The sequence below is a fragment of the Dickeya ananatis genome, assembly GCF_019464615.1.
GTDB classification, from domain to species: Bacteria; Pseudomonadota; Gammaproteobacteria; order Enterobacterales; family Enterobacteriaceae; genus Dickeya; species Dickeya oryzae.
In genome coordinates this window covers 4,193,834-4,219,881 of sequence record NZ_CP040816.1, presented here as the reverse complement: position 1 = coordinate 4,219,881, position 26,048 = coordinate 4,193,834, and the positions used below count along the sequence as shown (strand labels likewise).

Below are 26,048 nucleotides of genomic sequence, written 5' to 3'. Positions count from 1 at the left end.
GCGGCAACGCAGCGCGGTGTCAGGAAGCGGAAACGAAAATAATCGTTGACACTTCATGAGGAAAGCGTAGTATACGCCACCTCGCGACAGCAGGCTCAGGCCGGTCGCACTGCTCTTTAACAATCAATCAGACAATCTGTGTGGGCACTCGCAGGACACTTCACTAAAAATATTTAGTGAAAGTCTTGAAGAGTGACAACAGTTAATTCATTACGAATAAACAGTAAATTCTTTGAGCACCGTTTTCTTCGGAAAACACATCAAACTTTAAATTGAAGAGTTTGATCATGGCTCAGATTGAACGCTGGCGGCAGGCCTAACACATGCAAGTCGAGCGGCAGCGGGGGGAAGCTTGCTTCCCCGCCGGCGAGCGGCGGACGGGTGAGTAATGTCTGGGAAACTGCCTGATGGAGGGGGATAACTACTGGAAACGGTAGCTAATACCGCATAACGTCGCAAGACCAAAGAGGGGGACCTTCGGGCCTCTTGCCATCGGATGTGCCCAGATGGGATTAGCTAGTAGGTGGGGTAAAGGCTCACCTAGGCGACGATCCCTAGCTGGTCTGAGAGGATGACCAGCCACACTGGAACTGAGACACGGTCCAGACTCCTACGGGAGGCAGCAGTGGGGAATATTGCACAATGGGGGAAACCCTGATGCAGCCATGCCGCGTGTGTGAAGAAGGCCTTCGGGTTGTAAAGCACTTTCAGCGGGGAGGAAGGGGGTAAGGTTAATACCTTTACCCATTGACGTTACCCGCAGAAGAAGCACCGGCTAACTCCGTGCCAGCAGCCGCGGTAATACGGAGGGTGCAAGCGTTAATCGGAATGACTGGGCGTAAAGCGCACGCAGGCGGTCTGTTAAGTTGGATGTGAAATCCCCGGGCTTAACCTGGGAACTGCATTCAAAACTGACAGGCTAGAGTCTCGTAGAGGGGGGTAGAATTCCAGGTGTAGCGGTGAAATGCGTAGAGATCTGGAGGAATACCGGTGGCGAAGGCGGCCCCCTGGACGAAGACTGACGCTCAGGTGCGAAAGCGTGGGGAGCAAACAGGATTAGATACCCTGGTAGTCCACGCTGTAAACGATGTCGATTTGGAGGTTGTGGTCTTGAACCGTGGCTTCCGGAGCTAACGCGTTAAATCGACCGCCTGGGGAGTACGGCCGCAAGGTTAAAACTCAAATGAATTGACGGGGGCCCGCACAAGCGGTGGAGCATGTGGTTTAATTCGATGCAACGCGAAGAACCTTACCTACTCTTGACATCCAGCGAACCTTGTAGAGATACGAGGGTGCCTTCGGGAGCGCTGAGACAGGTGCTGCATGGCTGTCGTCAGCTCGTGTTGTGAAATGTTGGGTTAAGTCCCGCAACGAGCGCAACCCTTATCCTTTGTTGCCAGCACTTCGGGTGGGAACTCAAGGGAGACTGCCGGTGATAAACCGGAGGAAGGTGGGGATGACGTCAAGTCATCATGGCCCTTACGAGTAGGGCTACACACGTGCTACAATGGCGTATACAAAGAGAAGCGACCTCGCGAGAGCAAGCGGACCTCATAAAGTACGTCGTAGTCCGGATTGGAGTCTGCAACTCGACTCCATGAAGTCGGAATCGCTAGTAATCGTAGATCAGAATGCTACGGTGAATACGTTCCCGGGCCTTGTACACACCGCCCGTCACACCATGGGAGTGGGTTGCAAAAGAAGTAGGTAGCTTAACCTTCGGGAGGGCGCTTACCACTTTGTGATTCATGACTGGGGTGAAGTCGTAACAAGGTAACCGTAGGGGAACCTGCGGTTGGATCACCTCCTTACCGAGTAGAAGTGCCTGCGTGGTGTCCACACAGATTGTCTGATGATAAGAAAGAGTCAAAAGCGTCTTGCGAAGCTGACAAGTGATGTCCCCTTCGTCTAGAGGCCCAGGACACCGCCCTTTCACGGCGGTAACAGGGGTTCGAATCCCCTAGGGGACGCCAGTATGACTGACAGTGGGTGAAAGGCACGGTCAACGCTAACCTAAAACTGATTAGAGATAGTCAGGTTTATGTTATCTGCTCTTTAACAATCCGGAACAAGCTGAAAAATTGAAACGACAGCATGTGAATGAGAATTCATGTGTTGTTCGAGTCTCTCAAAATACTCGCATCCCGAGACACTTTCGGGTTGTGAGGTTAAGCGACTAAGCGTACACGGTGGATGCCTAGGCAGTCAGAGGCGATGAAGGGCGTGCTAATCTGCGAAAAGCGTCGGCAAGGTGATATGAACCGTTATACCCGACGATACCCGAATGGGGAAACCCAGTGTGACTTGTCACACTATCATTAACTGAATCCATAGGTTAATGAGGCGAACCGGGGGAACTGAAACATCTCAGTACCCCGAGGAAAAGAAATCAACCGAGATTCCCCCAGTAGCGGCGAGCGAACGGGGAGGAGCCCAGAACCTGAATCGGCTTGTGTGTCAGTGGAAGCGTCTGGAAAGGCGCACGGTACAGGGTGACAGTCCCGTACACGAAGATGCACAGGTCGTGAGTTCGATGAGTAGGGCGGGACACGTGGTATCCTGTCTGAACATGGGGGGACCATCCTCCAAGGCTAAATACTCCTGACTGACCGATAGTGAACCAGTACCGTGAGGGAAAGGCGAAAAGAACCCCGGCGAGGGGAGTGAAATAGAACCTGAAACCGTGTACGTACAAGCAGTGGGAGCACCTTTTAGGTGTGACTGCGTACCTTTTGTATAATGGGTCAGCGACTTATATTCTGTAGCAAGGTTAACCGAATAGGGGAGCCGCAGGGAAACCGAGTCTTAACTGGGCGTCTAGTTGCAGGGTATAGACCCGAAACCCGGTGATCTAGCCATGGGCAGGTTGAAGGTTGGGTAACACTAACTGGAGGACCGAACCGACTAATGTTGAAAAATTAGCGGATGACTTGTGGCTGGGGGTGAAAGGCCAATCAAACCGGGAGATAGCTGGTTCTCCCCGAAAGCTATTTAGGTAGCGCCTCGTGAACTCATCTTCGGGGGTAGAGCACTGTTTCGGCTAGGGGGCCATCCCGGCTTACCAACCCGATGCAAACTGCGAATACCGAAGAATGTTATCACGGGAGACACACGGCGGGTGCTAACGTCCGTCGTGAAGAGGGAAACAACCCAGACCGCCAGCTAAGGTCCCAAAGTCATGGTTAAGTGGGAAACGATGTGGGAAGGCCCAGACAGCCAGGATGTTGGCTTAGAAGCAGCCATCATTTAAAGAAAGCGTAATAGCTCACTGGTCGAGTCGGCCTGCGCGGAAGATGTAACGGGGCTAAAACCATGCACCGAAGCTGCGGCAGCGACACTATGTGTTGTTGGGTAGGGGAGCGTTCTGTAAGCCGGTGAAGGTGGCCTGTGAGGGCTGCTGGAGGTATCAGAAGTGCGAATGCTGACATAAGTAACGATAATGCGGGTGAAAAACCCGCACGCCGGAAGACCAAGGGTTCCTGTCCAACGTTAATCGGGGCAGGGTGAGTCGACCCCTAAGGCGAGGCTGAAAAGCGTAGTCGATGGGAAACAGGTTAATATTCCTGTACTTGGTGTTACTGCGAAGGGGGGACGGAGAAGGCTATGTCATCCGGGCGACGGTTGTCCCGGTTTAAGCGTGCAGGTGGGTGGACCAGGCAAATCCGGTCTGCTGTCAACACTGAGGCGTGATGACGAGGCACTACGGTGCTGAAGTGACAGATGCCCTGCTTCCAGGAAAAGCCTCTAAGCATCAGGTAACATTGAATCGTACCCCAAACCGACACAGGTGGTCAGGTAGAGAATACTCAGGCGCTTGAGAGAACTCGGGTGAAGGAACTAGGCAAAATGGTGCCGTAACTTCGGGAGAAGGCACGCTCCTGTTGGTGAAGTCCCTTGCGGATGGAGCTGACGGGAGTCGCAGATACCAGCTGGCTGCAACTGTTTAATAAAAACACAGCACTGTGCAAACACGAAAGTGGACGTATACGGTGTGACGCCTGCCCGGTGCCGGAAGGTTAATTGATGGGGTTATCCGTAAGGAGAAGCTCTTGATCGAAGCCCCGGTAAACGGCGGCCGTAACTATAACGGTCCTAAGGTAGCGAAATTCCTTGTCGGGTAAGTTCCGACCTGCACGAATGGCGTAATGATGGCCAGGCTGTCTCCACCCGAGACTCAGTGAAATTGAACTCGCTGTGAAGATGCAGTGTACCCGCGGCAAGACGGAAAGACCCCGTGAACCTTTACTATAGCTTGACACTGAACCTTGAGCCTTGATGTGTAGGATAGGTGGGAGGCTTTGAAGTGTGGACGCCAGTCTGCATGGAGCCAACCTTGAAATACCACCCTTTAATGTTTGATGTTCTAACCTGGGCCCGTCATCCGGGCCGGGGACAGTGTCTGGTGGGTAGTTTGACTGGGGCGGTCTCCTCCCAAAGAGTAACGGAGGAGCACGAAGGTTAGCTAATCCTGGTCGGACATCAGGAGGTTAGTGCAAAGGCATAAGCTAGCTTGACTGCGAGAGTGACGGCTCGAGCAGGTGCGAAAGCAGGTCTTAGTGATCCGGTGGTTCTGAATGGAAGGGCCATCGCTCAACGGATAAAAGGTACTCCGGGGATAACAGGCTGATACCGCCCAAGAGTTCATATCGACGGCGGTGTTTGGCACCTCGATGTCGGCTCATCACATCCTGGGGCTGAAGTAGGTCCCAAGGGTATGGCTGTTCGCCATTTAAAGTGGTACGCGAGCTGGGTTTAGAACGTCGTGAGACAGTTCGGTCCCTATCTGCCGTGGGCGTTGGAAGATTGAGGGGGGTTGCTCCTAGTACGAGAGGACCGGAGTGAACGCACCGCTGGTGTTCGGGTTGTCATGCCAATGGCACTGCCCGGTAGCTACGTGCGGAAGAGATAACCGCTGAAAGCATCTAAGCGGGAAACTTGCCCCGAGATGAGTCTTCCCTGGGAACTTGATTCCCCGGAAGGGACGTTCGAGACGAGGACGTTGATAGGCTGGGTGTGTAAGCGTAGTGATACGTTGAGCTAACCAGTACTAATGACCCGAGAGGCTTAACCTTACAACACCGAAGGTGTTTTGGTGAGAGAGACGGAATTTTTAGCTTGTTCGAGGATTGGATGGCGTGGTGTAGCGATGCACGGCGACATGAAAGGTTAGGACGTTGAAAGACGTCAAAAGAATTTGCCTGGCGGCGAGAGCGCGGTGGTCCCACCTGACCCCATGCCGAACTCAGAAGTGAAACGCCGTAGCGCCGATGGTAGTGTGGGGTCTCCCCATGCGAGAGTAGGGAACTGCCAGGCATCAAACAGAGAACCCCCGGTTAGCGCCGGGGTTTTTTTATGTGCGCAACCCGGGCGGCTGCGTTAATCTTCCGGGTAATCATCTCTGCTACCCTACCTCAATTAGTCAGATACCTTTCTTTTGGCGCAGCCAATCCCGGATAAATACTGCTACCTGTGGTGGCTGGTTCAGATCCAGACAAGGCCTGAAAAGCGTTAATGGTACATCGCTGGCGATAGCCAGTGTGTGGTCATCAATCTCCATCACTTCATTATTTCCAGACTTATGGCGGTAAAGCAGGATTTTATCGACAGACTCATGCTTGAAGCCTTCTACCAGAATCAAATCCAGCGTTGAACTATCCATTCTGCTGGCCAGAAAAAACAAGTCAGGTTCTTGTTGTTCTGGTGTCTCCGTCATCAATGCCCAGCGGGTATGACTGGCAACCAGTGTTTGGTCGGCACCGGCTTTGCGCAGTTCATAGCTGTCTTTACCGGGTTTATCGATGTCCATATCGTGATGAGTGTGTTTGATGATACCCACCCGGATCCCCATGGCGTTCAATAGGGGGATAAGTTGTTTTAGTAGTGTGGTTTTACCCGTACCACTGTGAGCGGCAATAGCCAAAAGCGGGATATCAGTCATGCGTATTCCTCTGCCAGTGAGCGAGATCCTCTGGTGTATTGAGATTACGGAATGATAAAGGCTGATCGGCAAAAGAAACGGCTTTTGCCGCAACTTGTTCCAGAAATAACATCAGTTTTCGGTCACCGTGATTCAGATAACGTTCCAGCTTTTCGGTCAGGGATGTGTGGATCAACAAGAGTGTCGGGTGCTCGCGTTCTCCATCGGTAGCATAGGCGGCATAATGATTGTCATTGGATTGATGGTCACAGGATTGCCGCAATCGTGAGACTAAATCGCAGGGTAATGCCGGTACATCACAAGGGGCGAATACCACCCATTCTGTGTTGGCGATACTTAGGCCGGTAAAAATACCTGCCAAAGGGCCGGAAAAATCACGATTAATATCGCCGATCACCGGATAACCGCTTTGCTGATAACAAGCCTGATGCCGATTGGCGTTAATGAGCAGGGTATCAACCTGTGGTTTCAGACGAGCCAGAACATGTTGATAGAGTGGCTTACCTTCCAGCTTAATCAATCCCTTGTCATTTCCGCCCATGCGGGATGACTGACCCCCAGCCAGAATCACACCTGTTATCATCGTATTGGTATCCGTAATGATTTAATGCGTTATTGTCGGAAAACTATGGCGTAAGGCCAAGACCTTTCCCCATACTAGATAAACAATCATCAATATTTGAGGTCATGATAATGAAGTGCCATCGTGTAAATGAATTGATTGAGTTACTGCATCCAGCCTGGCAAAAAGAGCCTGATTTGAATTTGGTGCAATTTTTACAAAAACTTGCACAGGAAGCCGGGTTTGAGGGGGCGCTTAGTGATTTGACTGATGATATCCTTATTTATCATCTTAAGTTACGTGACGCAGATAGCACACAGCCTATCCCCGGCTTGCAGAAGGATTATGAAGAAGATTTCAAAACCGCATTACTGCGTGCCCGCGGCGTTATTAAGGATTAACGGCCAGAATTTGATGCCATGGAGCTATGCTTACCATGCATGATGCCGTATTCAATTTTCATACACTGTCGCCGGATGTCATCATGGACGCACTCTGGTCTGTGGGTATCCGCGTTGACTCCGGCCTGACAGCGCTTAACAGCTATGAAAATCGGGTTTACCAGTTTAGCGATGAAGATCGTAAGCGTTATGTGGTGAAGTTTTATCGGCCACAACGTTGGGATGCTGCCCAGATTAATGAAGAGCATCGCTTTGCGGCCGAGTTGTCTGATGATGAAGTGCCGGTGGTTGCCCCGCTGGCCTTACAGGGCAATACGTTGCATGCGCATGATGGTTTCTGGTTTGCTGTGTTCCCAAGCGTTGGTGGGCGTCAGTATGAAATGGACAATGATAACCAGTTGGAGGAGGTCGGGCGCTATCTGGGCCGAATCCATCAGACTGGTAGTCGAAATCTGTTCTCAACGCGCCCTACTATCGGGTTGCAGGAATACCTTGATGACCCACTGCTCACATTAACGGATAGCGCTCTGATAGCTGATGCGCAGAAAGCGCCCTTTCTGGCCGCGACAACCCGGCTTATCGAGGAAGTGAAATTACACTGGCATACCCACTGGCAAGCCAGGCGCCTGCATGGTGACTGCCATCCCGGGAATATTCTTTGGCGCGACGGTCCATTGTTTGTCGATCTGGATGATGCGCGTAATGGCCCGGCTGTTCAGGATCTGTGGATGTTGCTGCATGGTGAGCGTCAGGAGCAGCGTATTCAATTGGATATTTTGCTGGATGCCTACAGCGAATTTGCTTCTTTTGATGAGTCAGAATTGGCGCTAATTGAGCCGCTACGCGCCATGCGTATGGTCTATTATCTGGCCTGGGTGACCCGTCGCTGGCATGACCCGGCTTTTCCCCGCAGTTTTCCGTGGATGCAAGATGCTGATTTTTGGGCAAAGCAGACCGCTATTTTTACTGAACAGGTCAGGCTGTTGCAGGAACCACCGTTGCAGCTGGCACCGATGTATTGACAATTATGGAGATAACCTTGATATGAAGAAAATATGGCTTGCGCTGGTTGGTGTGGTGTTGGCGTTCAGTGCGTCAGCTGCTGATTTTTCCGATGGTAAACAGTTCACTACCCTGGATAAACCGGTTCCCCAATCCCCTCAGGTGCTGGAATTCTTCTCGTTCTACTGCCCACACTGCTACCAGTTTGCTCAGGTTTACCACATTCCTGAGGCTATCCAGAAAGCCTTACCGGCCGACGCTAAGTTGACCAAATATCATGTCGATTTCCTGGGCCCATTGGGTAAAGAGTTGACCCAGGCCTGGGCGGTTGCGATTGCGCTGGGTGTGGAAGACAAAGTCAGCCCGTTGATGTTTGATGCTGTTCAGAAAACTCAGACGGTAAAAACGACAGAAGATATTCGTCAGGTCTTTGTGGCCGCGGGTGTAAAAGCTGAAGACTATGACAGTGCGTTGAATAGCTTCGTGGTGAAATCATTGGTCGCACAACAGGAAAAAGCGGCTGCCGATTTGCAACTGCGTGGCGTACCGGCGGTATTTGTTAACGGTAAATACATGGTGAAAAGCGACGGGCTTGATACCAGTTCTATGGACAGCTATGTCAAACAGTATGCTGATGTAGTGAAATTCCTGCTCTCTCAGAAATAAGCTTTCCGCTTTATCCATACGCCATATGCCTTAGCGCATATGGCGTTTTTATTTCCGTCTACTGCTAACGTCTGGACATTTCTGCTTACTGCCGGACATGGTGGTTTCATATCTATCCACATTAATAACAACGCTTTGATATAACTATAATGTCAATGATTTTTTATTAACGTATTGATTGATAATGAAATACATATAACAAACAATTCTGGTGATATCACTGTTAATTATCTTTCAATTTCTATGCACAAAGTTATCCACAGAATTTTTGCGAGACGTTGTGCAAAAAGCGTAATGAACGATCGTTAATATTCGTCTCTGACTGCCAGCTATGGCATCCTTACCCCATGGCAGAAAACAACGATCACGAAATATCATGGTTCAAATAGCAGAAAACCCCCTCATTCTGGTTGACGGTTCATCGTACCTTTACCGCGCTTACCACGCCTTTCCTCCCTTGACCAACGCTGCTGGCGAGCCGACCGGGGCGATGTACGGGGTGCTCAATATGCTGCGTAGTTTGTTGCAGCAGTATCATCCCAGCCATGTGGCGGTGGTGTTTGATGCGAAGGGAAAGACATTTCGTGATGATTTGTTTGAACACTACAAATCTCATCGCCCGCCGATGCCGGATGATCTGCGTGCGCAGATTGAACCATTGCATCGTATGGTGAAAGCGATGGGGTTGCCGCTACTTTCTGTTTCCGGTGTTGAGGCTGACGATGTGATTGGGACACTGGCACAGCAGGCGGAACGTGCCGGTAAACCAGTGTTGATCAGCACTGGCGATAAAGATATGGCCCAACTGGTGACGCCGCAGATCACCCTGATCAACACCATGAATAACACTATTCTGGGGCCGGATGAGGTGTGTGCCAAATATGGTATCCCTCCCTCTCTGATTATCGATTTTCTGGCGCTGATGGGGGATTCCTCCGACAACATTCCCGGTGTGCCTGGTGTGGGTGAAAAAACTGCGCAGGCATTACTGCAAGGTGTGGGTGGGCTGGATGCGCTCTATGGCAATCTGGATAGGATTGCGGGCCTGACCTTCCGTGGTGCTAAAACCATGGCAGCGAAACTCGAGCAGCATAAAGACGTGGCTTATCTTTCTTACCAACTGGCGACGATTAAAACCGATGTTAAGCTGGAGCTCGGTTGCGAACAACTGACGGTGAATGAGCCGGATGTAACGGAACTGCGAGAGTTATTCGCCCGTTATGAATTCAAACGCTGGCTGGCAGATGTGGAAGATGGCAAATGGTTGCAGGGTGGCAAAAAGAGTCCGGCTGCGGTGCCGTTTGTGAAACCAGACGCTGAAGATGCACCTAAAGAGGCGTCCAGCGTATTGTCTCAGGATGGTTATGTGACCATTCTGGATGAGTCATCCTTGCAGGACTGGATTGCCAGAATCAACGCTGCTGGTCTGTTTTCGTTTGATACCGAAACCGATGGCCTCGATACGCTAACGGCTAATCTGGTAGGTATCTCCCTGGCTATTAAACCCGGTGAAGCCGCTTACCTGCCATTAGGCCATGATTATCTCGATGCGCCGACACAGTTGGATAGAGATACCGTGTTAGCGCGATTAAAACCACTGCTGGAAAATGAAGCTATAGGTAAGATCGGGCAAAACCTGAAGTTCGATAAAGGCGTGATGGCTCGTTACGGTATTGATCTGCGCGGTATTGTATTTGATACCATGCTGGAGTCCTACGTGCTTGATAGTGTGGCGGGTCGGCATGATATGGATAGCCTGTCAGAGCGCTATCTACAGCATAAGACCATCACCTTTGAAGAGATCGCTGGTAAGGGAAAGAACCAGTTAACTTTCAATCAGATCCCACTGGAGCAGGCGGCGGTTTATGCCGCGGAAGATGCTGACGTGACGTTGCGTTTGCATGAAACGTTATGGGCGAAGCTGGAGCCGCAACAGGATCTGTGCAAGGTATTCAAGAATATCGATATGCCGCTGGTCCCAGTGTTGTCTCGTATGGAACGCACCGGGGTACTGATCGATACTACGATTCTGGCTGAGCACTCGCAGGAGCTGACGCAACGTCTGGCGGGACTGGAAGTTCAGGCCCATGAGCTGGCGGGTGAGGCTTTCAATTTGGCTTCGCCTAAACAATTAGGTGCCATTCTGTACGATAAGATGCAGTTGCCGGTTATTAAGAAAACGCCGAAAGGCGCGCCTTCGACCAATGAAGAAGTGCTGGCTGAGCTAGCGCTGGATCATCCGCTACCGAAGTTGATTTTAGAACATCGAGAGTTGGCTAAACTGAAATCGACTTACACGGATAAGTTGCCGCAGATGATTAACCCGTTGACTAAACGGGTTCATACCTCCTATCACCAGGCGGTAACGGCTACGGGGCGTCTGTCCTCCAGTGATCCTAACTTGCAAAACATTCCTGTGCGTAATGAAGAAGGGCGCCGTATTCGTCAGGCGTTCATTGCTCCGCAAGGATACCAAATTCTGGCGGCTGACTACTCGCAGATAGAGCTACGCATTATGGCGCATCTGTCACGGGATGCCGGATTACTGAAGGCGTTTTCCGATGGTCTGGATATTCACCGTGCTACGGCTGCCGAAGTATTCGGTTTGCCGCTTGATAAAGTGACGACGGAACAGCGCCGCAGTGCCAAAGCTATCAACTTTGGCCTGATTTACGGTATGAGTGCTTTTGGCTTGTCCCGCCAGTTGGGCATTGCGCGTAATGAAGCGCAGAAATACATGAATCTCTATTTTGAGCGCTATCCAGGGGTACAGGAATACATGGAGCGCACTCGCCAGCAGGCGGCAGAGCAAGGGTATGTCTCCACGCTGGATGGTCGGCGTCTCTACCTGCCGGATATTCACTCCCGTAATGCCATGAGCCGTAAAGCCGCAGAGCGGGCTGCCATCAACGCACCGATGCAGGGCACCGCCGCAGACATCATTAAAAAAGCGATGATTGCCATTGATGACTGGTTGCAGCAGGAAAAACCATTGGCAACGATGCTGATGCAGGTACACGATGAATTGGTGTTTGAAGTGCACCACTCTGTACTGGATGAGGTCAGTGCGAAGATTCGTAACCTGATGGAAGGCTGCATGCAGTTGGATGTGCCATTACAGGTGGATATCGGTACCGGCAGTAACTGGGATCAGGCCCATTAATGTCTTCGGTGAAAAAACGGGGCTGACGCATTCGTGATTTATCGGGCGTTTAGCTGTAAATGCCGACAGAAATAGCGCCTTCCTTTCTCTGTTGGTTTTTTCGACTGGGGTATGGGTGATTCTGTAATTAAGCTACATGATTGTGTGACCTGGTTTGGGTTTGTTTAATTCATCGCCATTTTTTATGAAATTAAACAACAAAAAATGCTTTTTTCCAGAAAAGAAATGGAGTAGAGTTAAACACGTAGGGTACAGAGGTAAGATGTTCTATCTTTCAGACCTTTTACTTCACGTAATCGGATTTGGCTGAATGTTAGCCGCCCCGGTCAGGTTTCTGACCGGGGCGTTTTTTATTGTTCTGATAATAAATTTTCGGGATAACCAACGCTTATGCTACCGGCAAAAAAATTTGCCGGTAGTGGTGTGGACAAGGATGGCATTTCAGAAAGCTCACCCGTTCTTGATGGAGACGTTACTGCTCAGACTCGGCAAGAGAGGATTCATCGGCGGGGGGTAATGTGCTGAACCAGTTATCTAATTTCTGACGTAATTTATCTACACCGGTTTTTTTCAGCGAAGAAAACGCCTCAACCTGAATATCTCCCATAAAGGGCAACACGGCTTCCCGCACTATGTTTAACTGGGATTTCCGGGCTCCCTGCGCCAGTTTGTCCGCTTTAGTCAGTAACACCAGTACTGGTAACCCGGCATCAACGGCCCATTCCAACATCTGCTGGTCCAGATCTTTGAGCGGATGACGGATATCCATTAATACCACCAGCCCTTTCAGACAGTTACGCTTTTGCAGATACTCGCCAAGCGCTCTCTGCCATTTGCGTTTCATTTCTTCTGGTACTTCAGCATAGCCATAACCAGGCAAGTCGACCAGACGTACTCCCTCAGCGACTTCAAACAGGTTGATGAGCTGAGTACGACCAGGCGTTTTACTGATACGGGCCAGGCTCTTTTGGTTGGTCAGCGTGTTGAGGGCGCTGGATTTTCCCGCATTGGAGCGGCCGGCAAACGCGACTTCAATACCGCTGTCGGCAGGAAGATGACGAATGTCCGGCGCGCTGGTGACAAAATGGGTCACATGATAGTTGTATTGCTGGGTCACAGTGTGCGTCTCTGTCTGGATCACGGTTTTATATAGCTGATTATACCTGTAACGGATGAGAAAGGCGGCGTTTATCTGTTTTGTACGGGGTGTTAGCGCGGTAACAGACTGAAAAAATAAAACCGGTACAGAGCGCCTGGAGCACTTTTTTATTGGTATGCTTTCTGCTAGATTCCGCCGCAATTCTCCCTATATTTGCTCATCCGAATCTGAGATTGACGCTATGAAACAACCATCACAAGGGGCGGGACGCAAAGCTCCTGCTCCAAAGGCCAAAAGAAAAAGTCGCGAGCAGTTGGATCTTGAAGCTCGCGAGCGCAAACGTCAGAAAAAACACCGTGGTCATGCTGCAGGCAGCCGTGCGCAGCCGTCCGGCGGACAGCAGCACAATGCCTCCTCTGGTCAAGGCAAAGACCCGCGTATTGGCAGTAAAAAACCGGTATCGCTACTGCCGGAAAGCGCTGTTGCGCCGACAAAACCGGTAGCTACGCCGAAAGAGAAACCGGTTCGCCTGTCGCCACAGGAAGAACTGGACATGCTGGAAAATGATCCGCGTCTTGATGACCTGCTGGACAGACTCGAGAAAGGTGAAACGCTGCCAGCTAAAGAACAGTCCTGGCTGGATGAAACGCTGGATCGCATTGATATTCTGATGGAACAGCTGGGAATTAGCCTGGATGATGATGACGAAGATGAACAGCAGGAAGAAGATATGCTGCAACTGCTTCGTCGTGGTAATCCGAAAGACGGTTATTAATGTTAAAAGCGCTGTTTCTGCTCATAACCCTATTGGTTCTGTGTTTTTTGGGTGGCCTGTTGGTTAAACTGTGGTGTCTGTCGAAACGGAAAGGCAGATTACAGCGTGCCGTATTGGCCGGGCAGCATCGGTTGCCCCGGCGTCGTACGGCGAGGACCGGTTACAGGAAGGAGTGAGCTCTATGCCCGAACAGACTATCGACTGGGATTTATCCCTGATCCAGAAATATAACTATTCGGGGCCACGCTACACTTCCTACCCTACCGCGCTGGAATTCAGCGACAGCTATGACGACGTGGCGTTTGCCGAGGCGGTGGCCCGTTATCCCCACCGCCCGTTATCGCTGTATCTGCATATCCCGTTTTGTCACCGCCTGTGCTACTTCTGTGGTTGCAATAAACTGGTAACCCGGCAACTGCATAAAGCTGATGAATATCTCGATCGGCTGGCGCTGGAAATTCATCAACGCGCACCGTTATTTGCCAACCGCACGGTCACCCAAATGCATTGGGGCGGCGGAACGCCCACGTTCCTGAATAAAGCACAGATTAGTCGGCTGATGGCGCTGCTTCGCCAGCATTTCCATTTTTCTGAGCACGCCGAAATGTCGCTGGAAGTGGATCCGCGTGAAATTGAACTGGATGTGCTCGATCATTTGCGCGCCGAAGGATTCAACCGCCTTAGCATGGGCGTGCAGGATTTCAATAAAGAGGTGCAACGGCTGGTTAACCGCGAGCAGGATGAAGCGTTCATTTTTGCGCTGATTGAGCGGGCTAAGACGTTAGGATTTACCTCGACCAATATCGACCTGATTTATGGTCTGCCGAAACAAACGCCGGACAGTTTTGCTTTTACTTTACAGCGGGTAGCCGAGTTACGTCCGGATCGTCTGAGCGTATTTAATTATGCCCATTTACCCAGTTTGTTTGCCGCACAGCGAAAAATTAAAGAGGCGGATCTGCCGGATGCGGAACAAAAACTGGCCATTTTGCAGCAGACCATTCAAAGCCTGACGGCAGCGGGTTATCAGTTCATCGGTATGGATCATTTCGCCCGGCCAGATGATGAGCTGGCGGTAGCGCAGCGCGAAGGCAAATTGCACCGTAATTTCCAGGGGTATACCACACAAGGCGATACCGATTTGCTGGGGTTGGGCGTGTCTGCCATCAGTATGATTGGCGACAGTTATGCGCAGAACCAAAAAGAATTGAAGCTGTACTACGCAGATGTTGAACAACGTGGTCATGCATTGTGGCGCGGATTATCCCTGACTCGCGATGATTGTATTCGCCGTGATGTCATTAAAGCGTTGATTTGTCATTTTCAACTGGAGTTTGTGGCGATTGAGCAGGCCTATGGCCTGTCATTTGGCGATTACTTCCGTGAGGACCTGGCATTGCTGGCACCGATGGTCCAGGATGGTCTGGTGGAGATTCAGGCCGACGGTATTCGGGTGACGGCGAAAGGACGGCTGCTTATTCGTAATATTTGTATGTGCTTTGATGTGTATTTCCGCAATAAAATGCGTGAGCGCCAATTTTCCCGAGTCATTTAATTCCACCGGGTAATTCCTGCGGGAATCGAAATGTGTTGGCCACCGAATCTGGCATGACCTCGTTATGGCTCGTTATGGCAGATGGGCAGTGGTTAGGGATAAAAGAAAAGAGCCAGTCGTATGACTGGCTCTTTTCTTATTATGTCAGCGTGTGTTAGCTGAAGAAATTGATCAGTGCTGCGCACAACACGGCTGCAATCGCAGTTTGCGATGATGGACCCATCGCACTACTGATCTCAGCGCCGTGCGTTACGGCAGAAAAAATGGATTCCAGCATGGTTACCCTCTCCAGTCAGCGACATGATCATACTGCTGGCGCGGCGCAAGTAAAGTACAAAATATATCCATGATGACGTAAATTGCAGATGTGTGGATTTCATAACGCAACCCATCCGTGGGCGCTGTTCCTTGTGATGAACGGTAACAGGAAAACGGCAGAGTGCCGTTATTCCATGCCCAGTTCCTTGAGCTTACGCGTCAGCGTGTTTCGCCCCCAGCCCAGCAGTCTTGCTGCTTCCTGTTTATGCCCTTGCGTATGGCGTAACGCGGTTGTCAGTAGTGTGCGTTCCATTTCCGGTTGCGCTTCGGCCAACAGGTTTTGATGACCGGAACGCAGCGCACGGTCGGCCCACTGTGCCAGCAGCGTCGCCCAGCTATCGGGCATGACATGTACGGTGGCGTCTGGCGCTGTTGTTTCAAACAGCTCCGGCGGCAGATCCTGAATCAGCACTTCCTGTCCCGCGGCCATCACTGTCAGCCACCGGCAGGTATTTTCAAGCTGGCGCACGTTACCCGGCCAGGGTAAACGGGTGAGCGCCGCTTCAGTTTCCGGATGCAGGTTTTTCGGTTCGACACCCAGTTCTTTAGCTGTTGCCTGCAGGAAGTAGCGCGCCAGACGTGGAATATCTTCCCGACGTTCACGCAGCGGCGGTAAATGAACACGAATCACGTTCAAACGATGGAACAAGTCTTCGCGAAATTTGCCTTCCTGAACCCGCAATTCCAGATTTTGATGCGTGGCGGCGATAATGCGCACATCCACTTTCACGGCTGCATAGCCGCCGACACGATAAAACTGACCGTCGGCCAATACGCGCAGCAGGCGGGTTTGCACATCCAGCGGCATGTCGCCGATTTCATCAAGGAACAGTGTTCCGCCATCTGCCTGCTCAAAACGCCCTTGCCGAATTTGGTTCGCGCCGGTAAACGCGCCTTTTTCATGGCCGAACAGTTCTGATTCGATCAAATCCTTAGGGATTGCCGCCATATTCAGCGCAATAAAAGGTGCTTTGGCGCGTGGGCTGTGGCGGTGTAATGCATGGGCGACCAGCTCTTTACCGGTGCCTGACTCACCGTTGATCAGTACGCTTATTGAGGAGCGTGAGAGGCGGCCGATAATTCGAAACACATCCTGCATAGCCGGTGCTTCACCGATAATATCGGTGGTCGGCCCACTGATGGGCTGACTGCGTACCGGTTGCTGCTGTTCCAGGTAATGGCTGATGGCGCGTTCAACCAGCGCTACCGCTTCATCAATGTCGAACGGTTTGGGCAGATAATCGAAAGCCCCTTGCTGGTAAGCGCTAACCGCTGCGTCCAAATCGGAATGCGCGGTCATGATGATAACGGGCAGCATTGGGTGGCGCTGTTTGATTTGTTGCAGCAATGCCAGCCCGTCCATACCGGGCATACGGATATCGGATAGCAGGACATCCGGTGTTTGCGTGGTCAGCGCGTTTAACGCCTGGGTACCGTTATCAAAGGTTGCGCAGGTTAATCCCGCCCCGGTAAGCGCACGTTCAAGCACCCAACGGATGGAGCTATCGTCATCGACAATCCAGACTATCCCTCGTTGCATCGTGAACCTCACTGGCGAATGGGCAGATACACCGAGAATTCGGTATGACCTGGCCAACTGTTAAATTCAATTTTTCCGGAATGTTGATCGATAAGGTTACGGGCAATCGACAAACCCAACCCGGTGCCACCTTCACGACCACTCACCATGGGATAGAACAGCGTGTCTTGCAGATGGGCTGGCACGCCGGGGCCGTCGTCTTCGATATCAATACGGGCCACCAGACGGTAGCGCACGCCATGTAACGTCAACTGAAACGCGGTACGGGTGCGGATAGTGATGGTGCCGCCTTCCTCTCCCAGCGCCTGCATGGCGTTACGAGTAATGTTCAGCAATACCTGTTCAATCTGATCCGGGTCGTGCATCAATTCCGGCAGGCTGGGGTCGTAGTCGCGCACCAGCGTCACATTGTCGGCTTTTTCCATCGAGACTAACTGGAATACCCGTTCGGCGACCTGATGGATGCTTTGAGTGACATGCAACCCAGGCTGTTGCGGGCCGAGCAAGCGGTCTACCAGATTACGCAGGCGGTCTGCCTGTTCGATAATGACTTTGGTGTATTCCATCAGCGCCGGGTCCGGCAGGGCTTTGGACAGCAACTGTGCCGCGCCACGCAGGCCGCCAAGTGGGTTCTTGATTTCATGCGCCAGACCGCGTACCAGATCGCGTGCCGCCTGTTGCTGGGCATGTTGTAGCTGTTCCTGACTGAGACGGCGTTGGTTATCCATCGGCGCCATTTCCAACAGGATAAAATCGTGCTGAATGCGCTGAGCTGTCAGCGACATAATATGTGCCCGACCATCTACCACGATGGTGACTTCGTTATCAGTAAAACCTTGCCCAGAGTCGAGGCTTTCTCGCATCAGGTCGAGATTTAACGAAAAGTAACCGAGCAGCTCCGGCAGGGGCGTTCCAGACAGTTTACGTGAACTTTGAGCCAGAAGTTGTTGCGCCGCTGGGTTGGAGTAGTGAATAGCCAGATCTTTATCCAGCAACAAGATGCTGTTTATTAAAGAATTAAGGATCTGCCCAGCATCGGGCAGCGTGCCTGTTGCCATAACGCAGACTCCCGCACTATTTTAGTGCACACTATTCTCGATTGTAGTTTAAGTCGCAACGGTAATATGTCTTGTGGAGAAAAAAGCCCATCCGAAGATGGGCTGAAAAGTTTCCACGGCAACAAAAATAAACATAAATAAAAAAACAGCTATCTGACGGCAGTATGAACATCATTTTCTTCGTCCTGCCGTCAAGCGCGTAGGAGGTTACACGCTGTAGTACAGTTCGAACTCAACCGGGTGCGGCGTCATGCGAACGCGGTCGTTTTCAGCAGTACGCAGTTCGATGTAAGCATCGATAGCGTCGTCAGTGAATACGCCGCCACGGGTCAGGAACTCGCGGTCTGCGCTCAGCGCGTTCAACGCTTCTTCCAGAGAGCCTGCTACGGTTGGGATCTCTTTCGCTTCTTCCGGCGGCAGATCGTACAGGTTCTTGTCCATGGCATCGCCAGGGTGGATCTTGTTGATGATGCCGTCCAGACCTGCCATCAGCAGTGCAGCGAAGCACAGGTACGGGTTAGCAGCCGGGTCCGGGAAGCGCACTTCGATACGACGTGCTTTCGGGCTCGATACCACCGGAATACGGATGGAGGCAGAACGGTTACGGGCAGAGTAAGCCAGCATAACCGGCGCTTCGTAACCCGGGACCAGACGTTTGTAGGAGTTGGTGGTCGGGTTGGACAGCGCGTTGATTGCTTTAGCGTGTTTGATAACACCGCCGATGTAGTACAGCGCGGTTTCAGACAGGCCGCCGTATTTGTCGCCGGAGAACAGGTTAGTACCGTCTTTAGCCAGAGACATGTGGCAGTGCATACCGGAACCGTTATCGCCGAACATCGGTTTCGGCATGAAGGTTGCGGTTTTGCCGAAAGCGTGTGCCACGTTGTGTACGACGTATTTGTAGATCTGGATTTCGTCGGCTTTCTTGGTCATGGTGTTGAAGCGGGTAGCCACTTCGTTCTGACCAGCGGTCGCTACTTCGTGGTGATGTGCTTCAACTACCAGGCCCATCTGCTCCATGGTCAGACACATGGCGGAACGCAGGTCCTGCGCAGAGTCTACCGGCGGAACCGGGAAGTAACCGCCTTTCACAGCCGGACGGTGGCCTTTGTTGCCTTCTTCGTATTTTGTGCTGGAGTTCCAGGCACCTTCGATGTCGTCGATAGCAACGTGAGAACCGGAGATGCTGCTGCCGAAACGTACGTCGTCAAACAAGAAGAATTCCGGCTCTGGCCCGAACAGTACGGTATCAGCGATACCGGAAGAGCGCAGGAAGTCTTCAGCGCGTTTAGCGATGGAGCGCGGGTCGCGGTCATAACCCTGCATGGTGCCCGGTTCCAGAATGTCACAACGGATGATCAGAGTCGGTTCTTCGAAGAACGGATCCATAACCGCAGTAGTCGCGTCCGGCATTAACACCATGTCGGATTCGTTGATGCCTTTCCAGCCGCCAATCGAGGAACCATCAAACATTTTACCGTCTTCGAAGAAGTCAGCGTTAACCTGGTGGGCCGGAATAGTGACGTGCTGTTCTTTGCCTTTGGTATCCGTGAAGCGAAGGTCAACAAACTTCACTTCATGCTCATTCAGCATCGTCAAAACGTGTTCTACTGACATACTTGGTTCTCCCGATTGTGTCATTTATCGTCGTGGAACGAATATCGTTGTGGAATGATGTTGTTACCGTACAAAACATATAGCTAAAACTGTGCCAACTATTAAAGAATAGTTTGAAACAGCATTCCTGCTGGTTTTTTGTCTCCTCCTGAGCTGCACCAAGATAGTTAACTGCACCAAAACTGTGCACCATTTTGGTGTTATTGCACTTAATTGGTGCTCTGAGTTTGTGGGGTGCTGCTTTATTGCACCGTGAAAGGGATCACAGACCCGTAATTCGCAGGTTGTTTGTGGAAGATGATTGTGATCTTGTTCAGTCGCTCGATTAATACGTGTACAATAGCGCGCTATTTCTAAAATGCCTGAGGCAAAGCTGTGATCGAAAATTTGCGTAACATCGCTATTATTGCGCACGTTGACCATGGAAAAACAACCCTGGTTGATAAGTTGCTGCAACAGTCCGGTACGTTGGGTGAGCGTAATGACGCCACTGAACGTGTTATGGACTCCAATGATTTGGAAAAAGAGCGCGGAATTACCATCCTCGCTAAAAATACCGCCATCAACTGGAATGACTACCGCATCAATATCGTGGATACCCCAGGGCACGCCGACTTCGGCGGCGAGGTAGAACGCGTGATGTCCATGGTGGACTCTGTACTGCTGCTGGTAGACGCGATGGACGGCCCGATGCCGCAGACGCGTTTCGTGACCCAGAAAGCTTTTGCCTATGGCCTGAAGCCGATTGTTGTCATTAATAAGGTTGACCGTCCTGGCGCTCGTCCTGACTGGGTGGTTGATCAGGTGTTCGACCTGTTTGTTAATCTGGGGGCTACCGACGAGCAGTTGGACTTCCCGATTGTTTATGCGTCCGCGCTGAACGGCATCGCCGGTCTGGACCATAACGATATGGCCGAAGACATGACCCCGCTGTTTGAAGCCATCGTGAAACACGTTGAAGCGCCTAATGTCGACCTCGACGGTCCGTTCCAGATGCAGATCTCCCAGCTGGACTACAACAACTATGTTGGCGTTATCGGCATCGGCCGTATTAAACGCGGCGTGGTGAAACCGAACCAGCAGGTCAGCATCATCGACAGCGAAGGCAAAGTACGCAACGGTAAAGTGAGCCAGGTGCTGGGCCACCTGGGTTTGCAGCGTATTGAAAGTTCACTGGCAGAAGCGGGCGATATCATTGCTATCACCGGTCTGGGTGAACTGAACATTTCCGACACTATCTGCGATACGTCCTGCGTGGAAGCGCTGCCGGCGCTGTCGGTGGACGAACCGACCGTGACCATGTATTTCTGCGTTAACACCTCGCCGTTCTGCGGCAAGGAAGGCAAATACGTCACGTCACGTCAGATTCTGGATCGTCTGCGTAAAGAGCTGGTGCACAACGTGGCGCTGCGTGTGGAAGAAACCGAAGATCCGGATGCGTTCCGTGTATCTGGCCGTGGTGAACTGCACCTGTCCGTGTTGATCGAAAACATGCGTCGTGAAGGTTTCGAACTGGCGGTATCCCGTCCGAAAGTTATCTTCCGTACCATCGATGGCCGCCGTCAGGAGCCGTTCGAGCAGGTGACCGTGGATATCGAAGAGCAGCATCAGGGCTCGGTGATGGAAGCGCTGGGTCTGCGTAAAGGCGAAATGCGTGACATGATCCCGGACGGCAAAGGTCGCGTACGTCTGGATTACGTGATCCCAAGCCGTGGCTTGATCGGCTTTCGTACCGAGTTCATGACCATGACCTCCGGTACCGGTCTGCTGTACTCCACCTTCAGTCACTATGACGACATCCGTCCGGGTGAAATCGGCCAGCGTCAGAACGGTGTGTTGATCTCCAACGGCCAGGGTAAAGCAGTTGCTTATGCGCTGTTTAGCTTGCAGGAGCGCGGTAAGCTGTTCCTGGGTCACGGCGCTGAAGTGTACGAAGGCCAGATCATCGGTATTCATACTCGTTCTAACGACCTGACTGTTAACTGTCTGACCGGTAAGAAGCTGACCAACATGCGTGCTTCCGGTACTGACGAAGCTACCGTACTGGTACCGCCGGTGAAAATGTCGCTGGAGCAGGCGCTGGAGTTCATTGATGACGATGAACTGGTTGAAGTGACGCCGACCTCGATTCGTCTGCGTAAACGTCACCTGACGGAAAACGATCGTCGTCGTGCTAACCGCTCTGCCAAAGAAGAATAATTCACTATTTTAGTGATACATCAGGCGGAATGCGGTACCTGACCGCGCTGCCTTGCGATAAGGCCCCTTTATGGGGCCTTTGTTTTTTCAGACCGTTGTCCCCTGCGCTTGCGTCTGGCCTGCCTCCTTCATAACCTTATTATGATCCTGCTTATCCTCCCTATTCAGCACGGATTTTTCTCGCTACAGTGAAAACCCTACTGGCCTGTCTGGAGGACTCATGCTGTATATCTTTGATTTAGGTAACGTCGTAATCGATATCGACTTCAATCGTGTTCTGGGGGTGTGGAGCAATCTGAGCGGTGCACCGCTGGCGACCCTGCGTAAGCGTTTTGAGTTGGGACACACCGTTGAGCTGCACGAACGTGGTGAAATCAGCGATGAAGAATTTGCGTCGCGGCTGTGCCATGAGTTGGGGATGTCACTCAGTTTTGAGCAGTTTTCGACCGGTTGGCAGGCAATTTTCATCGGTGTGCGCAAAGATGTGATCGACATCATGCATCGGTTGCGGCAGGAAGGCCATCGCGTGGTAATACTCTCCAATACCAATCGCTTGCACTGTCAATTCTGGCCGGGCGAATACCCCGAAGTACAGCAAGCCGCCGACAGGATTTATTTGTCTCAGGATATCGGTATGCGAAAACCAGAAGCGGCGATTTACCATCATGTGTTGCGCGAAGAGGGATTTGCAGCCAGTGACGCACTCTTTTTTGATGACAATGCTGCCAATGTAGACGCGGCAAATGCACTGGGTATCCGTTCTATTCTGGTCAGTGATCGGCAGGTGGTGCCGGATTTTTTTGCCAGCCAGGTTTTTAAGCGGGAGTCGTAAGGCCGTTATGATCGCATTAATTCAGCGAGTCTCCGCCGCCAGTGTGGCGGTAGAAGGAGCGATAGTCGGGGAGATAAACCACGGGCTGTTGGTTTTACTGGGTGTAGAGCAGGGCGATGATGAACAAAAGGCAACCCGTTTATGTGAAAAGGTGATCGGCTATCGGATTTTCAGTGATGATAACGGCAAGATGAATGTGAATGTTCAGCAAGCTGGTGGCAGTGTGCTGGTGGTGTCGCAGTTTACGCTGGCGGCGGATACGCAAAAAGGAATGCGCCCCAGTTTTTCCCGTGGTGCCGCACCGGCAGAGGCTGATCGCCTGTATCAGTATTTTGTCGGTCAATGCCGTGAGCATGGCCTGACGACGGAAACCGGTCGTTTTGCCGCAGACATGCAGGTTTCTCTGGTGAACGACGGGCCTGTGACGTTTTGGCTGCAGGTATAGTTTAGCGACAGGTCTGGCCTGGTTGCCGGGTTAAGCAGCGATATTACGCTGCGAGCTGCAATATGAGTATGCGTTGAGAAGGGGCGGTTATGTACTACCTGAGAGTACCGGAAAGCGCTGAAGAGCTGGACGCTTATTACCAGTTTCGCTGGGAAATGTTGCGTAAACCGCTACATCAGCCACTTGGCTCCGAACGGGATGCCTATGATGCGCTGGCGCACCATCAAACCATTGTCGATGGGCAAGGTCATTTGGTGGCGGTTGGTCGTCTCTCGATCAATGCTGAAAATGAAGCATCGATACGATTCCTGGCGGTTCATCCGGATGTTCAGCGTAAAGGGCTTGGAACCCTGATGGCGATGGCGCTGGAGTCGGTGGCGCGTCAGGAAGGCGTAAAGCGGGTGGTATGTAGCGCCCGTGAGGATGCAATGGCGTTTTTTTCCCGCCTTGGCTTTGTGAATCAGGGGGAAATTACCACGCCGATGACCACACCGGTGCGTCATTTTCTGATGATTAAGCCGGTGGCAACGCTGGATGACATTCTGCATCGCCCAGACTGGTGTGGTCAGCTACAGCAGGCATGGTACAACCATATCCCGTTGAGTGAAAAAATGGGTGTACGCATCAGCCAGTACACCGGTCAGAAATTTATTACCACGATGCCGGAAACGGGGAACCAGAATCCGCACCATACGCTGTTTGCCGGTAGCATGTTCTCACTGGCGACCCTGACCGGGTGGGGGCTTATTTGGTTGCTGCTGCGCGAACGGCAACTTGGCGGCACCATTATTCTGGCGGATGCGCATATTCGCTACAGCACACCGGTAACCGGGCGTCCCAGCGCAGTGGCGGATTTAGGATCGCTGAGTGGTGATTTGGACAGGCTGGCTCGTGGCCGTAAAGCACGGGTTCAGTTACAGGTAGAACTGTTCGGCAATGATAAAAAAGGTGCCGTATTTGATGGTACCTACATTGTGTTGCCGCCAGATCAGAATGAATCGCTGGAGCAAGGCGGCTCCGCCATTCGTTAATGTAACGTCGGCGATAAGCGATGACGACGAATATGAAACAGCCACCATGACGGTGGCTGTTTGTGTTTATGCGCCTTGGTGTTTACTGTGTGACAGGCGCTGTTGGTGTCGAGGCCGGTTCGGAGGCGACCGGGGCGGCGGCAGGCGCACTGTCTGCCACTGTGCCCTGATGCATTGCCTGATTGATGGGGTGTCCGGCGCTGTCTATACCTTGCAGCGTACCGCTGAGTGTTGGTTTAAGCGGGCTTGCCGCTTCCAGTCGACCATTCAGATGTAACTGCAGATTGGTGTTGCCGGTGGGGGCGTTGGTGGGTGTTGGCCAGCCCCAGCGCGTCAGAATATCAAATGCGACGGCTTTGCCGTTCAGGTCCAGCGTAAATGTTCGGGCTGGCTGCTGCGCGATCACTGCTTTGGCTTCCAGTAAGCCGGTTTGGGTAAACGCGCTCAGGTCCGTTAACGTGATTTGGTTGTCGTTAGCGTTTAACGCCAGTGAGGGACGACGAACATCCACCTTGTTGAAGGTGGCGTCACTGGCATTCAGGCTCAACGTGCCTTGCCACACGCCCCACTGATGGTTACGTGCCAGTAGCAGATTATTGCCGAAGCCATCCAGGGCGGTGAGCTGGAACGGGAACGCGGGGTTAATATCAATCAGCAGGTTGTGGTTCGCGCTGAATTTCCGTAGTTCCACTTCTGACAGCCAGTCAGGTAGTGTTTGTTGCCAGCGTTGGCGCCAGTCCTCCGGTAGTGTGTATTCCATGCCTGCCACCACCAGCTCATCCAGCGTCAGTCGTTGATTGTTGCGCTGCCAGTTGCCGCTGGTGCGTAGCAGGCCGCCTTCCCAACGGGTGGAAAACTGTTTGATGTTTACACCCTGTTTTGACAAATCCAGACTGACGATCGGGTCAACCAGATGCATGTTGCCATTGACGATATCGGTGGCGTTGAATGACAACGAGCCGTCGTCACTCTGCCAGCTGTTTTGCCGGAATGTCACATTCTGCAGAGTGACGTCCAGATCGGTAAATGCCCAGTTTTGCCCTTCGATGCGGGCATCAATCAGGTCAAAACGATTAACGGTGACGGCAGGCAGACGAGTGACGGGCTGCCAGAAATCCGCCATCGACTGTCGGGTTTGCAACCGGACATTGCTCAGTCGCAGATTATTGACCAGCCAACTGCCGTCCGCAGCTCGGGAAGCATTTCCCGTCAGTTCCCCTCGCGCCACGTCGGCACCGAAATTCTCTAGCGTCAGTTGCTGGTTGGCAAACTGCCCTTGTACCAAGACCTTGCTGGCTGGCAGATCATTGAGCAGCAAAGAGTGGGCGCTAAGCTGGAAAGCGGCTTTCTTACCCAAAAGGTAGCCGGGCTCCGGCTGCCACGGGGTTATCCCTCCGGTGACCTGCTCACCTTTCAGACGCCAGTCGCCATCTTGCGCATGCAGCGCCATGGTTTTCAATTGCAGAACGTCGGCTTCAATCGGCAAAGTGACATCGGTCTGTCCCAGATTGAGGGTTCCGCCTTCCAGCACCAGACTAGAAAAATGACGTGGGTCGGTAATCTGGCGTACGCTGAACCCCACAGTGACACGTTGCGCGACCAGTGTTACCGGTTGGTTTTTGTGGCCGAAACTGACGTCCAGCAATTGAATACTGCCGGGCGAAGACCACTCATGCGCCATCTTTCTGAATGACACGTGGTATTCGGTACGTTGATTAACCCACTGACTGATATGCCTGGCTCCCCATTCAGTCTGGGCCAGGACATACAGCACCACCACAGCCAGTAGCGCCAGTAACAGCAGTGTGAGAAGAAGTTTCCCGATAAATTTCATTGCTTAAGTCCGC

The 26,048-nt window shown here is 52.1% G+C and carries 19 protein-coding genes, 1 tRNA gene and 3 rRNA genes; 15 read left to right on the top strand and 8 right to left on the bottom strand.

The window, feature by feature from the left end:
• Positions 1-269 precede the first annotated feature (269 nt).
• The 4 genes from FGI04_RS18795 (at position 270) to rrf (ending at position 5,313) form a co-directional block, all read left to right on the top strand.
• Positions 270-1,811, top strand: a 16S ribosomal RNA gene (locus FGI04_RS18795).
• Positions 1,812-1,897: 86 nt separating this feature from the next.
• Positions 1,898-1,973, top strand: a tRNA-Glu gene (locus FGI04_RS18790).
• Between the two features lie 193 nt (positions 1,974-2,166).
• Positions 2,167-5,072, top strand: a 23S ribosomal RNA gene (locus FGI04_RS18785).
• 125 nt (positions 5,073-5,197) lie between these two features.
• A 5S ribosomal RNA gene (gene rrf / locus FGI04_RS18780) occupies positions 5,198-5,313 on the top strand.
• The 16S, 23S and 5S rRNA genes sit together here with 1 tRNA gene alongside, the layout of an rRNA operon.
• Before the next feature lie 106 nt (positions 5,314-5,419).
• Here the strand turns inward: rrf and mobB are convergent.
• Both mobB and mobA read right to left on the bottom strand, forming a co-directional pair.
• Positions 5,420-5,938 carry a molybdopterin-guanine dinucleotide biosynthesis protein MobB gene (gene mobB, locus FGI04_RS18775; protein ID WP_407337116.1) on the bottom strand — a complete coding sequence of 173 codons (519 nt, stop codon included), beginning with the start codon at positions 5,936-5,938 and terminating at the stop codon, positions 5,420-5,422.
• A complete protein-coding gene (mobA, locus tag FGI04_RS18770; protein ID WP_407337115.1) occupies positions 5,931-6,521 on the bottom strand; it encodes a molybdenum cofactor guanylyltransferase MobA in 591 nt (196 codons plus the stop codon). The genes mobB and mobA overlap by 8 nt, the downstream gene beginning before the upstream one ends.
• Before the next feature lie 110 nt (positions 6,522-6,631).
• Here mobA and FGI04_RS18765 point away from each other — a divergent pair, with 110 nt between their 5' ends.
• The 5 genes from FGI04_RS18765 to spfP all read left to right on the top strand — a co-directional run bounded on the left by FGI04_RS18765 (position 6,632) and on the right by spfP (position 12,042).
• Positions 6,632-6,901 (top strand): YihD family protein, encoded by a 270-nt coding sequence (locus tag FGI04_RS18765; RefSeq protein ID WP_012886730.1) that lies wholly within the window; start codon positions 6,632-6,634, stop codon positions 6,899-6,901.
• Between the two features lie 35 nt (positions 6,902-6,936).
• Positions 6,937-7,923 carry a serine/threonine protein kinase gene (locus tag FGI04_RS18760; RefSeq protein WP_342699747.1) on the top strand — a complete coding sequence of 329 codons (987 nt, stop codon included), beginning with the start codon at positions 6,937-6,939 and terminating at the stop codon, positions 7,921-7,923.
• 22 nt (positions 7,924-7,945) lie between these two features.
• Positions 7,946-8,569, top strand: coding sequence for a thiol:disulfide interchange protein DsbA (gene dsbA / locus FGI04_RS18755; protein ID WP_342699738.1), 624 nt, complete (start codon positions 7,946-7,948; stop codon positions 8,567-8,569).
• Between the two features lie 376 nt (positions 8,570-8,945).
• Positions 8,946-11,732: a DNA polymerase I gene (gene polA / locus FGI04_RS18750; RefSeq protein WP_407337114.1), complete on the top strand. Its 2,787-nt coding sequence runs from the start codon at positions 8,946-8,948 to the stop codon at positions 11,730-11,732.
• A 262-nt stretch (positions 11,733-11,994) separates the two neighbouring features.
• Positions 11,995-12,042: a small protein SpfP gene (spfP, locus tag FGI04_RS21405; protein ID WP_071892919.1), complete on the top strand. Its 48-nt coding sequence runs from the start codon at positions 11,995-11,997 to the stop codon at positions 12,040-12,042.
• 162 nt (positions 12,043-12,204) lie between these two features.
• On the opposite strand, the gene yihA is transcribed toward spfP, so the two are convergent.
• Positions 12,205-12,849, bottom strand: a complete 645-nt coding sequence (yihA, locus tag FGI04_RS18745) for a ribosome biogenesis GTP-binding protein YihA/YsxC (RefSeq protein WP_407337113.1) — start codon at positions 12,847-12,849, stop codon at positions 12,205-12,207.
• Between the two features lie 223 nt (positions 12,850-13,072).
• Between yihA and yihI the strand changes: the two genes are divergently transcribed.
• A complete protein-coding gene (gene yihI, locus FGI04_RS18740; protein WP_342699735.1) occupies positions 13,073-13,606 on the top strand; it encodes a Der GTPase-activating protein YihI in 534 nt (177 codons plus the stop codon).
• A gap of 181 nt (positions 13,607-13,787) precedes the next feature.
• Positions 13,788-15,161, top strand: a complete 1,374-nt coding sequence (hemN, locus tag FGI04_RS18735; protein WP_407337112.1) for an oxygen-independent coproporphyrinogen III oxidase — start codon at positions 13,788-13,790, stop codon at positions 15,159-15,161.
• 154 nt (positions 15,162-15,315) lie between these two features.
• On the opposite strand, the gene FGI04_RS18730 is transcribed toward hemN, so the two are convergent.
• From FGI04_RS18730 to glnA, 4 genes are all read right to left on the bottom strand, one after another.
• Positions 15,316-15,438, bottom strand: coding sequence for a YshB family small membrane protein (locus tag FGI04_RS18730; RefSeq protein ID WP_012886722.1), 123 nt, complete (start codon positions 15,436-15,438; stop codon positions 15,316-15,318).
• Between the two features lie 168 nt (positions 15,439-15,606).
• On the bottom strand, positions 15,607-17,019 hold the full coding sequence (gene glnG, locus FGI04_RS18725) for a nitrogen regulation protein NR(I) (protein ID WP_012886721.1): 1,413 nt from the start codon (positions 17,017-17,019) through the stop codon (positions 15,607-15,609).
• An 8-nt stretch (positions 17,020-17,027) separates the two neighbouring features.
• On the bottom strand, positions 17,028-18,077 hold the full coding sequence (gene glnL / locus FGI04_RS18720) for a nitrogen regulation protein NR(II) (RefSeq protein WP_033568900.1): 1,050 nt from the start codon (positions 18,075-18,077) through the stop codon (positions 17,028-17,030).
• Between the two features lie 207 nt (positions 18,078-18,284).
• On the bottom strand, positions 18,285-19,694 hold the full coding sequence (gene glnA, locus FGI04_RS18715) for a glutamate--ammonia ligase (RefSeq protein ID WP_038906082.1): 1,410 nt from the start codon (positions 19,692-19,694) through the stop codon (positions 18,285-18,287).
• Positions 19,695-20,069: 375 nt separating this feature from the next.
• On the opposite strand from glnA, the gene typA reads away from it, so the two are divergent.
• The 4 genes from typA (at position 20,070) to fabY (ending at position 24,201) form a co-directional block, all read left to right on the top strand.
• Complete coding sequence (typA, locus tag FGI04_RS18710) at positions 20,070-21,893, top strand: ribosome-dependent GTPase TypA (protein ID WP_407337111.1); 1,824 nt, start codon at positions 20,070-20,072, stop codon at positions 21,891-21,893.
• A 220-nt stretch (positions 21,894-22,113) separates the two neighbouring features.
• Complete coding sequence (gene yihX / locus FGI04_RS18705) at positions 22,114-22,725, top strand: glucose-1-phosphatase (protein WP_407274317.1); 612 nt, start codon at positions 22,114-22,116, stop codon at positions 22,723-22,725.
• Positions 22,726-22,732: 7 nt separating this feature from the next.
• Positions 22,733-23,170, top strand: a complete 438-nt coding sequence (gene dtd / locus FGI04_RS18700; RefSeq protein WP_342699731.1) for a D-aminoacyl-tRNA deacylase — start codon at positions 22,733-22,735, stop codon at positions 23,168-23,170.
• An 89-nt stretch (positions 23,171-23,259) separates the two neighbouring features.
• Positions 23,260-24,201 carry a fatty acid biosynthesis protein FabY gene (gene fabY / locus FGI04_RS18695; protein ID WP_038909375.1) on the top strand — a complete coding sequence of 314 codons (942 nt, stop codon included), beginning with the start codon at positions 23,260-23,262 and terminating at the stop codon, positions 24,199-24,201.
• Positions 24,202-24,283: 82 nt separating this feature from the next.
• On the opposite strand, the gene FGI04_RS18690 is transcribed toward fabY, so the two are convergent.
• Entirely contained in the window at positions 24,284-26,035 is a 1,752-nt protein-coding gene (locus tag FGI04_RS18690) for an AsmA family protein (protein ID WP_407337110.1), read from the bottom strand.
• Positions 26,036-26,048 lie beyond the last annotated feature (13 nt).